Origin of the sequence: Empedobacter sp. R132-2, from assembly GCF_030324375.1 — a bacterium.
GTDB lineage: Bacteria > Bacteroidota > Bacteroidia > Flavobacteriales > Weeksellaceae > Empedobacter > Empedobacter falsenii_B.
Window position 1 is genome coordinate 150,718 of the sequence record NZ_JACAGG010000002.1, and the last position, 12,821, is coordinate 163,538.

General features: G+C 32.5%; 8 protein-coding genes. 3 read left to right on the forward strand and 5 right to left on the reverse strand.

Translation table 11 applies throughout. The features are described 5' to 3' along the window. Window positions 1–23: 23 nt before the first annotated feature. The gene (locus tag HXZ69_RS02425; RefSeq protein ID WP_286494889.1) at window positions 24–1,553 is read right to left on the reverse strand and encodes a SulP family inorganic anion transporter; all 1,530 of its coding nucleotides are present in this window, start codon (window positions 1,551–1,553) and stop codon (window positions 24–26) included. Window positions 1,554–1,735: 182 nt separating this feature from the next. Here HXZ69_RS02425 and HXZ69_RS02430 point away from each other — a divergent pair, with 182 nt between their 5' ends. The 3 genes from HXZ69_RS02430 (at window position 1,736) to HXZ69_RS02440 (ending at window position 6,693) form a co-directional block, all read left to right on the forward strand. Further along, window positions 1,736–4,534, forward strand: coding sequence for a TonB-dependent receptor (locus HXZ69_RS02430; RefSeq protein WP_286494890.1), 2,799 nt, complete (start codon window positions 1,736–1,738; stop codon window positions 4,532–4,534). A 6-nt stretch (window positions 4,535–4,540) separates the two neighbouring features. Beyond that, window positions 4,541–5,590: a phytase gene (locus HXZ69_RS02435; RefSeq protein WP_286494891.1), complete on the forward strand. Its 1,050-nt coding sequence runs from the start codon at window positions 4,541–4,543 to the stop codon at window positions 5,588–5,590. A 461-nt stretch (window positions 5,591–6,051) separates the two neighbouring features. Continuing rightward, complete coding sequence (locus HXZ69_RS02440; RefSeq protein WP_125349470.1) at window positions 6,052–6,693, forward strand: DUF6266 family protein; 642 nt, start codon at window positions 6,052–6,054, stop codon at window positions 6,691–6,693. A gap of 79 nt (window positions 6,694–6,772) precedes the next feature. Here the strand turns inward: HXZ69_RS02440 and HXZ69_RS02445 are convergent, their stop codons facing one another. The 4 genes from HXZ69_RS02445 to HXZ69_RS02460 form a co-directional block, all read right to left on the reverse strand. Further along, window positions 6,773–7,033 (reverse strand): helix-turn-helix domain-containing protein, encoded by a 261-nt coding sequence (locus HXZ69_RS02445; protein ID WP_286494892.1) that lies wholly within the window; start codon window positions 7,031–7,033, stop codon window positions 6,773–6,775. Between the two features lie 294 nt (window positions 7,034–7,327). Continuing rightward, entirely contained in the window at window positions 7,328–8,188 is an 861-nt protein-coding gene (locus HXZ69_RS02450) for a glycerophosphodiester phosphodiesterase family protein (RefSeq protein WP_286494893.1), read from the reverse strand. An 11-nt stretch (window positions 8,189–8,199) separates the two neighbouring features. Continuing rightward, on the reverse strand, window positions 8,200–11,355 hold the full coding sequence (locus HXZ69_RS02455) for a TonB-dependent receptor (RefSeq protein ID WP_286494894.1): 3,156 nt from the start codon (window positions 11,353–11,355) through the stop codon (window positions 8,200–8,202). 211 nt (window positions 11,356–11,566) lie between these two features. Next, complete coding sequence (locus tag HXZ69_RS02460) at window positions 11,567–12,781, reverse strand: MFS transporter (RefSeq protein WP_286494895.1); 1,215 nt, start codon at window positions 12,779–12,781, stop codon at window positions 11,567–11,569. Between the last annotated feature and the right edge of the window lie 40 nt (window positions 12,782–12,821).

The window sequence follows — 12,821 nt, forward strand, 5'->3', positions numbered from 1 at the left end:
CAGCTTCTAAGAAGCTGATTTTTTTATTTTGGCATCACATTATAAGTCGGATCTTCTTCGATATTAACTTCGATAACGCTTTTAGCATTTTCTAATAATCGAATAGAATCTTTACTCAAATGTCGCAAAATTACAATTTTATCTTGTTGTGCATATTTAGATGTAATAATATTTAAAGCTTCAATTGCACTCATATCAACTATTCTACTCTCTTTCAAATCTATAACAATTATTCTTGGATCAGAATTAATTTCAAATTTCTCTAAAAAAGTAGAAGTCGAACCAAAGAAAAGAGGTCCATAAATCTCATATATTTTTCGTCCATTTTCATCAACAAATTTACGTGCTCGAATACGTTTTGCATTATCCCAAGCAAAAACCAAAGCTGAAACGATAACACCAACAAAAACAGCCAAAGCAAGATTATGTAACACAATCGTGATAATCGCCACCAAAAAACTCACAAACACATCCGATTTTGGCATTTTTGTTATTAATTTAAAAAAGCCCCATTTAAAAGTCGAAATTGCAACCATCATCATTACACCAACAAGTGCTGCCATTGGGATTTTCTCAATCACTGGAGCGCCAATTAGAATAATAATCAAGATTGTTATTGCGCCAATTGCTGGTCCTAATCTCGAGCGAGATCCTGCATCTAAATTAACAAACGTCTGAGCAATCATTGCACAACCTCCCATTCCACCGAAAAAACCATTTGTAATATTTGCAGCACCTTGCGCCAAACATTCTTTATTCGACGAACCTTTCGTTTCAGTCACCTCATCCACCAAAGTAAGCGTTAGCAAAGTTTCAATTAACCCAACCGAACCCATAATAATCGAATAAGGCAAAATAATTTTCAAGGTTTCTAACGTAAACGGAACACTCGGAATATGAAAACTTGGCAATTCTCCTTTGATACTCGCAATATCACCAACAGTCTTTGTATCAATATGAAATCCAATTACCAATAGAAAAGTCACAAGAATTGCAACCAAAGAAGCTGGAATAATTTTCGTTAATTTCGGAAAGAAATAAACTATCAGAACTGTAATTAGCGTCAATCCAGCCATCGTATAAAAAGGTGTACCACTCAACCAACTCGTTATTCCATTCGTAGTTGATTTGAATTGTTCTATTTGTGACATAAAAATAACAACCGCCAAACCATTTAGAAAGCCATACATAACAGGTTGAGGAATTAAACGAACAAATCTTCCTAATTTGAAAACACCAACTACTATCTGGAAAACTCCTGCTAAAGCAACCGCAGCAAAAATATATTGCTCACCATACGTAGCATTCAACGCGATTAAAGTGATAACGGTAGCACCTGCTCCACCCGCAACCATCGCTGGTCTTCCTCCAAAAACCGCCGTTACAATTCCCATGATAAATGCACCATATAAACCTATTAAAGGTGATAAACCAGCTAAAATTGCAAACGAAAGCGATTCAGGAATCATTGTCATAGCAACAGTTAAGCCGGCTAATATTTCGTTTTTATAATTTATTTTTTGATTGAATTTTAAATATTCAGCAATCGACATCAGAAGTTTTATTTCATGCAAAAGTAACAATTACTACGCATCTAAAATTAGTAAAAAGCTAGATTAAATATCAAATTACATACTAATCATTGAAGTAATTTTATAATTGTTAAATATTTCTTAATAAATATTTAACAATTAAGATATATAGCAAGTGTATTTTTGACGAAATTTAATTTCTAATGAAACATCTTTTAAAACTCTCCTTATTCATTCTAGGTCCATTCGTTTTGGCTCAAAGCGGCGTTATCTCAGGAAAAGTTATAGATTCTAACGATCAATTTTCGTTACCAGGAGCTACAATTCGCATCGAGAATTCCAATAAATATACTGTATCTGACCAAAATGGTAATTATCAATTTCTAAATCTTACGCCTGGTATTTATACCATTTATATTGATTATTTGGGATACGAAACCATTTCAAAACAAATAGAAGTTACCGAAAATAAAACAGCCGTTATTGATTTTTCTCTAAACGCAGGTTACAATGAACTAAATGAAGTTGTTATAGTTGGAGATTATTTAAAAGGGCAAGCAAAAGCATTGAATCAACAAAAAAATAACGGAAATATTACCAATATTATTTCTTCAGATCAAGTTGGTCGTTTTCCAGATTCTAACATCGGAGATGCGTTAAAACGTGTGACTGGAGTTACAATGCAAAACGATCAAGGTGAAGCCAGAAACATTATCATTAGAGGTTTATCGCCTGAATTAAATTCGGTCATGTTAAATGGAGATCGTATTCCATCTGCCGAAGGTGATAACCGAAATGTACAAATGGATTTGATTCCTGCGGAAATGATTTCATCTATCGAAGTGAACAAAACTTTGACACCAGATATGGATGCAGACGCAATTGGTGGAGCTGTAAATTTGATTACGCGTGCTGTTCCAAACAAAGAGCGTATTTCTATAACGGCTTCTGGTGGTTATGCACCAATTCGCGAAAAAGGCTTGTACAATTCAGCTTTTTTATATGGAAATAGATTCTTTGACAAGAAATTAGGTGTGGTTGTTTCAGGAAGTTATCAGGTTCAAAATTTTGGTTCGGATAATATCGAAGCAGTTTGGGACAAAGATGAAAATAAAACCTATTTGTCACAATTTCAGATTCGTAAATATGACATTCAACGCGTAAGAAGAAGTGCGTCTTTTTCGGCAGATTATAAGTTTAATGAAAACAATAGAATTGATCTTTCTGCTATTTACAATTGGCGTGACGACCGAGAAAATCGTTATAGAGTAACTTATCGCGATTTAGAATTTGATGATAAAACAGGAACTTACAAAGGAAATATACGTCGCCAAACAAAAGGTGGAATTGATAATAACCGCAATAAAAATACGCGTTTAGAAGATCAACGTGTTTACAATGTTTCGTTACGAGGAGAGCATTTATTATCACCAAAAATCGATATGGATTGGGCTGTTTCTTACTCAAAAGCGAGCGAAGACAGACCAAATGAGCGCTACATTGATTATCGTGCAAAAGGTGTTACGTTTAATGAAGATTTATCTGATGCAAAATATCCAAATGTAACAACAACTTCTGCAGAAGATTTGACCAAATTCAAAGTTGGATCATTATCAGAACAACACGATTATACAGATGAAACAGAATTTGGTGCAAAGCTTAATTTCAGAGTTCCCTTAAGTCTTATTCCAAATCAGAAAGGACGTTTACGTTTTGGTGGTCGCCTTCGATTGAAAGACAAAGTGCGCGAAAATATTTTCTATTCGTACGAAAGCATTGATGAAATGGGAAATTTGAGTACTCAAAATCCTGTAAATTGGTCAAGCAATCGTTTCAATGCTGGTAAAAAATATCAAGCTGGATATTTCTATTCAAATCATCAATTAGGAAATTTAGATTTAAACAATACAAATCTATTCAAATCTAACTTAGAGCCTTCTGAATATCTAGCCTCTAACTATAAAGCGAAAGAATATATTTCGGCAGGATATATTCGTTGGGATCAAGATTTATCATCTAAAACATCTTTAATAGTTGGTGTTCGTATCGAAAATACTTCGATAGATTATACAGGGAATTATGTACAAGATGAAGAAGATTTAATTGGAGAAATCAAGCACAAAAACGATTATACCAATGTTTTACCAAGTCTTTCTTTGAAACATAAATTTACAAATGATTTTATTCTGAGAGCAGCTTTCACAACAAGTATTGCACGACCAAATTATTACAGTTTAGCGCCTTTTGTAAGTGTTTTGAAAGAAGATGCAGAGCTTTTTGCAGGTAACCCAAATCTGAAAGCGACCTATGCCATGAATTATGATTTGATGGTTGAAAACTATTTCGAAAATATCGGAATTGTTTCGGGAGGATTTTTCTACAAAAAATTAAACGATTTCATCTATACCTACAAAAACAATACATTTACAACAAATGATTTCCAAACGCTTTTTCCTGACATAGCAAACCCAGTTCCTGCTGGAGAAAATTGGAAAATGACACAAGCTAGAAATGGAGATCACGTGAATGTTTTCGGATTTGAGGTAGCATTTCAGCGTCAATTAGATTTTATTCCAGGCGAATTTTTCAAACATTTGGGAATTTATCTTAACTATACATACACCGATTCAAAAGCGAAAGGAATTACCAATGAAGATGGTGATTTGAGAAAAGATCTTGATTTACCTAAAACAGCTCCACACATGTTCAATGGTTCGTTAGCATTCGAGAACAAAAAGTTTTCTGCACGTGTTTCGGTTAATTATACTGCCGCTTATTTAGACGAGATTGGTGGAAATGCTTTCGAGGATAGTTACTATGACAAACAATTATTTTTAGATGCAAATGCGTCGTATAAATTCACGAAGCAATTACGAATTTTTGCAGAAGCAAACAATTTAACAAATCAACCTTTACGTTACTACCAAGGAGTTTCGAGTCAAACAATGCAACTCGAATATTATCAACCACGTTTTACTTTAGGTCTAAAATTTGATTTCTAAACAATTATGAAAAAAATATTCATCACATTATCACTCTTCACTATTCTATTTTCTTGTGAATCCTCTAAACTGGCTCCAATTCCTACAAATGCAGTAAAACCAACTGTTACAACACAGCAAACACCAAATGATACTGATGATCCTGCAATTTGGATCAATTATCAGAATCCAGAAAAATCACTTATTATTGGAACAGACAAACAAGAAGAGACGGGCGGTTTATATGCCTATGATTTGAATGGTAAAATCGTAAACCAAATCGTTCCACTTAATCGTCCAAATAATGTAGATGTAATGTACGGTTTTCCTCTGAATGGAAAAAACATTGACATTGCAGTGCTTACCGAACGTGCAAACAATAAAATTAGAATTGTTTCGCTTCCAGATTTTAAATTGATTGACAATGGCGGAGTCGAAGTTTTCAAAGACGAAACATTACGAGACCCAATGGGAATTGCGCTCTACAAAAGCAAAAACAACAAGTTTTATGCAATCGTTGGTCGTAAAGACGGTGTAAGTGGCGAATACCTACATCAATATGCATTAGAAAACAAGAACGGAAAAATAGAAGCAACTTTAGTACGCAAATTTGGAAATTATTCGGGTAATAAAGAGATTGAAGCCATTGCAGTTGACGAAGAATTAGGCTTTATTTATTATGCTGACGAAACAGCAGGAATTAGAAAATATTATGCTGATCCAGAAAAAGGAAACGAAGAAATTGCATTTTTTGGGCAAAAAGATTTTAAACGCGACCACGAAGGAATTGCAATTTATAAAACCAATGCAACAGATGGCTATATCTTAATTTCGGATCAACAAGCAAATTATTTTAATGTATACAAACGACAAGGTGAAGCTTCAAATCCGAATGAACACAAATTGATTGCTAAAATCCCAGTTTCTACTATCGAATGTGACGGAGCTGATGCTATAAACTTCAATTTTGGAACTAAATTCCCAAAAGGTTTCTTTGTTGCTATGAGCAATGGAAAAACATTCCAAATCTATGATTGGCAAATAATTCAAAACGAAATTGATAAACAAGCAAAATAATTATACATTCACACATAAAAAATCCGAGCTCATAGCTCGGATTTTTTAGTTATATAGCAGCACCTTTTTTGTCAATATAACATCATTTGCACTTATATTTTTTTGTAAACAAAGCCAATCAAAACAAACTTTATGAAAATTTTCTACATATTTTCTACATAAAAACTTCTACTCCACTTCATCGAACAAACATCGAACAAACATCGAAGAACAAATATAGAATAGATATAAAACCATCGAAGAACTATCGAAGAATCATCGAAAAAACAAACACATAAAAACAGTACATAACTTATAATCAATTGATAATCAATTAATAGAAAAGACAAAAACAGATAACCAAGGAAAAAGAAAGAAAAATAAGGAAAAAACCTGACAATTAGAGAAATTTTAAGAAAATAGAATTTTTGTCAATATATATTGCTGAACTTTAGCATAATAACCCCTAAAAAAATAAAACAATGGGAAAAATTTATGATTCACTTTTAGCAGGCTCTTCAGGACGCACAGGGCGTATAGTTGTAGCAAATGTAAATGGTCACGAGATTTCAAGAATCAGACCTAAAAAAAGAACCAAAGCACCATCAGAAAAACAATTACTCGTTCAGCAAAGAATGAAACTTGCCATAGACTTTATGACCTCATACAGAGCCTATGCTTGCAAACACTATGGTTATCGTACAGGCATGCGATCTTCTTACAATCAAGCGTTTACCAACATCACAACAAACCTTGTAATAGACTATTCAACAGCCACTATAACACCAAATTACCAAAATATTTGTTTCTCCAAAGGTGCATTATTAGCCGCCATTCCATTATCTATTACTTTAGTATCAGCCGCAATGGTCGAGATAAACTGGCAGAACAATGCTTCACCCACATCAGACACAGCTACAGATATGTTGCAAATATTAGTAGCAGTAGAAAACGAAAACAATACATTTTTTATTGAAAATGCAACAGAACGAATGAACGAAACTTACACTTTAAGCCTATCCAACTTTCAAATAGGTAAAACCCTACACTTTTGGATTGCCTTCCGTTCACAAACAGAAGACCAAGTGTCAAACTCAGTTTATTTAGGTGCCATTAGTACTTAAAAACATATTCCTAAGGCTAAAATAATCTAATCATATTTAGCCTTAGGAATATTAAAGTTAAATGACCCACATAAAATTGTCAATCATTATACCTCTTCAAAATATCCAAAAACAATAAACTCCTCAAATAGTAGTTCTTAGAACCTAATCTAAAAAACTTAATCTCACCTTTTTTGCGACACCTATCCAGAGTCTTTTCAGATATACCAAACAATTCAGCAACCTCTTGATCCGTCATCAAATCATCTTTAGTCAATTTAAAATCCTTTGTACTATAACGTTCTACAAACTCCGCATAGATTTGCTGAAGTTCCAAAAATGTAAATTCTGTTTCCTTCATACTACAGCTTTTATAAAAACAATACACATTGGTAATTGTTTAATAATGACTAATTTACAAATAAATAAAATATAATACCATATATTAAGCATTTAACTCACAAAGCTTGTTGTATAAATGAAGAAAATAGCCTCTCAAGAAGATAATAAGGCTGTAATCATCCAAGACTCTAAAATCACAAAATGAAAAGAATCTTTTTACATGAAAAATGCACAACTGAAATAAATTTAGTTAACCAAAAAAAAATCCTATTCGAAACAAATAGGATGTATTCTGCTAAATATTTTAATAAAATTACTTGTAGTTAATGAATTGCGAAGGATAATCTGTTTCAATAATATCTGGTCGAGAAATTAAATGCTGAATATAACCCCTTGCCCTTTCTATATCGGTTGGCAATTTATCCGTAAAAGGCGCAATGGCAATCATCACCATAACACCTTTTTTACGCAAATAAGCTATCATTTCTTTTTGTTCTTCTTTCACTTCCAAACCAATCCAAGCAATCATTCTATCATACGAAACATTTAGTTTCTCAAAACTTTCAACATCTTTCATCGAATGAAAAGGTTTCATAAACATTACATACTCAAGATGTTTTGCATAATAAGCAACCTCATCATCTTTTCGCAAACCTAAAACTACATTAGGATAAGGATTTTCTTTCAGAAATTTCACATAAGTTGCATACGGAACACCTTTATTATCCAATTGAAAAATAGTTTTTCCTTGACTCCAATCCAAAGCTTCTTTTAGTGTCGGAATTTTAAAATCAGTCAACTTTCCTTCCCTATCTTTTAATTTCGCATGTTTTATTTCAGCATAGGTATAATCTTTTACCTTTCCTTGCATATTTGTCGTACGATTCAAGGTATCATCGTGCATCAAAATAAGAACAGAATCTTTTGTAAGTTGAGGATCTATCTCAAAAAAAGAAGGCATAATAGACAAGGTTTTCTCAAAAGCCTCAATACTATTTTCAGGATAACCAGGCATCATACCTCCTCTATGTCCCGAAATAATAACAGGTTTATTTTCATCTTGTTCAAAATATGATTTCAACTCATCAAAACTCTTAATATCAACCGTATGCAACTGAGCATTAGCCACAGCAACTGTGGCTAAAACACTCAATAAACTAATTATTCTTTTCATAAAAATGATAATTAAAAACTATATCTAAATCCTATCTGAATTTGATAAGGACTAAACGCATAACTTGTTTTTCCTGTATTAGTATTTACATTATATACAAAATGCTTCTCTGTCGCATCAAAACTTTTAATTGAATAAATATTTTGCTTTCCAATACGAGGACCAACACCCCAATCTTTACTCAATAAATTCGCTACATTGAAAATATCAAAACCAACTTCAAATTTATGCTTCTCAACAATATTGAACTTCTTTGTTAAACGCAAATCAAACGTTCCAGCAAACCCATTAATACCTCCATTTCTTTCTGCTATTTTTCCAAAACTTTTGCGGATATAATCTTTTGTATGTTTTTCTACTTCTGGATTATCTAAAATTGCCTGAATTCCTTTCTTTAAATAATCTGGTGTTGATGCACTATTTGGATCATAGATATAAGCCAAATCATTCGAATTCACAAAATCTCCATTCATGTTACCATTCACTGCCAACGAATAACGAGTTCCTCCTATTCCACTAAAACGAATACCAGCAGTCATTCCCCAAAAAGTTGGTGATTGTCCATACACAACCAGTTTATGACGGAAATGTGTATCAGAATAATTCATTTTACTTAAATTTCGAGGATCTTCTGCAACCATCAAACTCAACGTTGCTGTATTCGCAACATTACCATTGTAAGAAGTATTATCTTTCGAATCATTCCAAGTATATGAAACAGAAATCTGTCCATCCTTGAAATAACGATACGTACCATCTAACACAAATGCATATTGATCTTTTTTACCATCACTAATTAATTCTAAAACACGACCCAAGTCTTTCGTTTTACGTCCATTTACCCAATTGGCAGCTCCATTTGTAGGGTTTATTGTTGACGCTGGCACATAAACACCACGATTCGCCTCTTCTGCAATTCTAAAAAATGGTTCATCAACCATATTACGATCCACATACATATAGTTGTTACGCGCCCAGTTAGCATAAGCACTAATTCCTACACGCAAACGATCACTAAAAAAATGGTTATAAGAAGCATTTAACTTATACACCGTTGGCACTTTCGCATCTTTACTATTCGCATTTATTGTGATTAATTTTTCAATATTAGGATTATTGAACAAATCTTTTCCCGGAGCAGTATCAGGATTTTGTCTATAACCAATAAAATCTGGCGTTGGCACTAAAGCACCTTCAATATCTACCGCAGCAACCTTGGTCCCATCAAACAACATATTATTAATCATAGAATAAGGATTAAGTGAAGAACCAAAAATACCTCCACCAAATTTTACGAAATCTTTTCTATTTTGATTAACATCCCAAGTCAATTGAAAACGAGGTTGAATTTGCCACGTATTAATCTTATTATCAGTTCTAACACCCAATTGTTTATCAGCAATTTCATTGTAGTTTGCACCATTCAAGTATTGCATATTCTCTACACGCAAACCAGCCATTAAGTCTAAACCAGGAGAAAGCTCTGTTTCCATTTGTCCATAAACCGCAGAACTTAGTTGATTAATAACTGTAGAAGGATCATCCGTCAATCTAATCTCTCTTGCATAACGATAAGGTGTCATGTTCTTAAAATTGTCCATACCAGTAAAATAAAAACGTCCGTTCATTTCACTACCATACACATTTACCATTCTGTAATACGAGAAATCTCCACCAAAAGTATATTTGATATTATTTCGGTTGATATAAATATTATTCACCAATTGCACAACATCTCCTTTAAACCATTCTGGAGAAAAGCGTTGTCCACCTAACTGAATATTTGTAAACTGATTTTTACCATTAATCGTAGAACTAATTCCTTCTACAATCGCACGCGGAATAGATGCAGTTGGTAATTCCTTTGATGCTAATACAGATTGGTTCTCTAAAAAATACTGAACTTTTAATTCATTTGTAATATCATCATTAATATCAGTTCTCAACGATAACATCAAACTATTATCAGTTTTCTTACGATCAATATACGATTCGTACATATTGATTGTTGTATTATCTCCTTCTGATAATAAATCTTTTTCATGTACAAAATTATTACGAAGCGTTAATAAATTTCTCGCATTAATCTGCCAATCTAAACGTAAAAATGCAGCATTTGTATCTTTATTCTTATTAAATGATCCAAACTGAGGATTATTCGAAACACCATATTTTTCACGCGCAATGCTCAAAAATTGATCTAAAGTAGATTGCGTTACATTAAATAAAGCTTCATCACTTTCATTATTAATATTTGCAATGAATAATGGACGTTTATCAACTTGTCTATCCCAAGCAACAAAAAAGTGCGCTTTATCTTTCTTAATTGGTCCTCCCAAAGAAAAACCATATTGATAAGTAGAGAACTCATTATCTCGTTTATTTCCACGAATATCATACGGACTCGAAAGCCAATCTGTACGACCATACAAAAATGCACTTCCTTGCATTTTATTCGTCCCAGACTTTGTAACAGTACTAATTGTTCCACCACCAGCACGCCCGTTTGTTACATCATATTCATTTGTTACCACTTTAAACTCACGAATCGCTTCCATCGAAATAGAATAAGAAGACGAAGTAGAACCTCCTGCAATAGTACCTCTATTAGACATTCCATCTATCGTATAATCAACAGACGAAGATAATTGACCACCAATACTTGTTCCATTGCTCAACGGAGATAAATCTATTAAAGAAGTGAAATTTCGTCCATTTACAGGTAAAGTTTGTAAATCTTTTGCCGATACAGAAGTAGACGCACCAACTTGTTTAATAGAACTTTTTAAAGTTTGCCCACTTACCATCACTTCATTCAATTCAGTCGTTCCATTTGTAAATTTGAACGGAACCCAAATTAAATCTCCTTGATTCAAACTATATCCTTCTAAGATCTCCTCACCATGTTCTTCCGAAATAATAGTAACTGTATAAGGAGAACCTAATGGCAACTGCTTTAAGTTATACTCTCCTTTTTCATTCGTTTTCGTAGAAGCTGTAAATCCTGTCGATTCATTTTTCACAACAATGGTTACATTGTGCAAATCCGAACCATTAGCATCAGTAATTTTTCCCGATATACCTGCTAAATCTCCCTGTGCATAAACTGCAGTAGTTGCTCCCATCACAAAAACAACTGCTGATAGTTGAAATAAATTAAGTTTCATGTATATGTTTTATTTGAAACCCAAAATTATTTTTTACCTCACAATATGGTGTTACTTAATAATTAAGAAAGCTTTAACTAAAAGTCATAAAAAAGGTAATAGTTACAAGAAATTTAAACGTTTAATAAACCTTAAGAATTTGGTTTTAAGATTTAAAAGAGTATTTAAAGAAAATAATATGTTAAAAATCCGAGCATTCGCTCGGATTTAATTATACGATTATAGCTTTTTTTCGTGTAGATTTCTTCATTCTATACATAACGTAAATAATTACAGATAATAGAAATGAAAAAATAAAGTATCGGATTGCTAACCCATTTTGAGTATCAACTTTACCAGTACTTGAGATAATAAAACTTGTAAGCGAAGTAATAATATACGTCATTCCTCCCATCAAACCACCAGCAACACCAGCATTTTTAGGAAAAGCCATCATATTTGAAGTAAAGAATGATGTGAATAAAATTCCCGAACAAATATGAATGAAAAACGCAAAGAATAATAAAACAAATAGATTTTGAACAAAGAAACCTGCGATAATCAAAAGAGAAATCAAAATTAATTGTACAATAATAGGTAAAGCTATACTTTCTTTAAAGTCAAGATGCATTCTTTTCTTTCCGACAAATCCGCCAATCATCCACGAAAAGCCTAAAATTAAAGTTGAATAACCAATCACAATAGAATTAAAATGGTAAGTATTTTCAATTAAAAACGGACCAATAATATTGAAAATCATCACAATAGAATAAGCAACTGCTTGTATCATTATTCCAACTATAAATAATTGATTTTTAAGCATCATTCTATAAGTATCGATGACGTTTTTAATATTTAATTTAGTCTTTTCAATAATACTTTCTCCACTAAAAACCAATTCAAAAATTAAAATTAAAGCTGCATAAATTGCTAAAAAATAGAAATTTGCATGCCAATTGAACAACTTTTCTAAATATCCGCCTAAAAATGGAGCCAAAATAGGTCCGCATGACCAAACAATTGTAAAATAACCTAAATAATGTTTCGCCTTTTCTGGTGTATGAATATCAATAAAAAGTGCTCGAGTTGCAATAACAATAATCGCAACTGAAATTCCTTGAATAATTCGAAGAAAACAAATCAACAGAATACTATCTGTACTCGCGATAACTAAACTTGTGATTAATACGACAAATAATGCTACAATTTTTGGATAATATCGTCCAATTGCATCCAAAATACTTCCAATAAACAATTGAGATAAACCATAACTCAATAAAAAACAAGTCAGAGTTAATTGAATACTACTTTCTGGAACTATCAACGATTTTGCCATCGACGGAAATGACGGCAAATAGATATCTGTTACAAATCCCGAAATTGGAATCGAAAAGAAACCAAGTATACTTATAATTTTTTTCCTTTTTTCTGATGCTTCTCTCAACATAAATCATTTTTTACTATGCAAAAGTAAAATGAATGTGAAA

Excerpts from the sequence above, each read along its gene's own strand:
- HXZ69_RS02425 (WP_286494889.1), bottom strand. The coding sequence starts at position 1,553 with ATGTCGATTGCTGAATATTTAAAATTCAATCAAAAAATAAATTATAAA.
- HXZ69_RS02430 (WP_286494890.1), top strand. The coding sequence starts at position 1,736 with ATGAAACATCTTTTAAAACTCTCCTTATTCATTCTAGGTCCATTCGTT.
- HXZ69_RS02435 (WP_286494891.1), top strand. The coding sequence starts at position 4,541 with ATGAAAAAAATATTCATCACATTATCACTCTTCACTATTCTATTTTCT.
- HXZ69_RS02440 (WP_125349470.1), top strand. The coding sequence starts at position 6,052 with ATGGGAAAAATTTATGATTCACTTTTAGCAGGCTCTTCAGGACGCACA.
- HXZ69_RS02445 (WP_286494892.1), bottom strand. The coding sequence starts at position 7,033 with ATGAAGGAAACAGAATTTACATTTTTGGAACTTCAGCAAATCTATGCG.
- HXZ69_RS02450 (WP_286494893.1), bottom strand. The coding sequence starts at position 8,188 with ATGAAAAGAATAATTAGTTTATTGAGTGTTTTAGCCACAGTTGCTGTG.
- HXZ69_RS02455 (WP_286494894.1), bottom strand. The coding sequence starts at position 11,355 with ATGAAACTTAATTTATTTCAACTATCAGCAGTTGTTTTTGTGATGGGA.
- HXZ69_RS02460 (WP_286494895.1), bottom strand. The coding sequence starts at position 12,781 with ATGTTGAGAGAAGCATCAGAAAAAAGGAAAAAAATTATAAGTATACTT.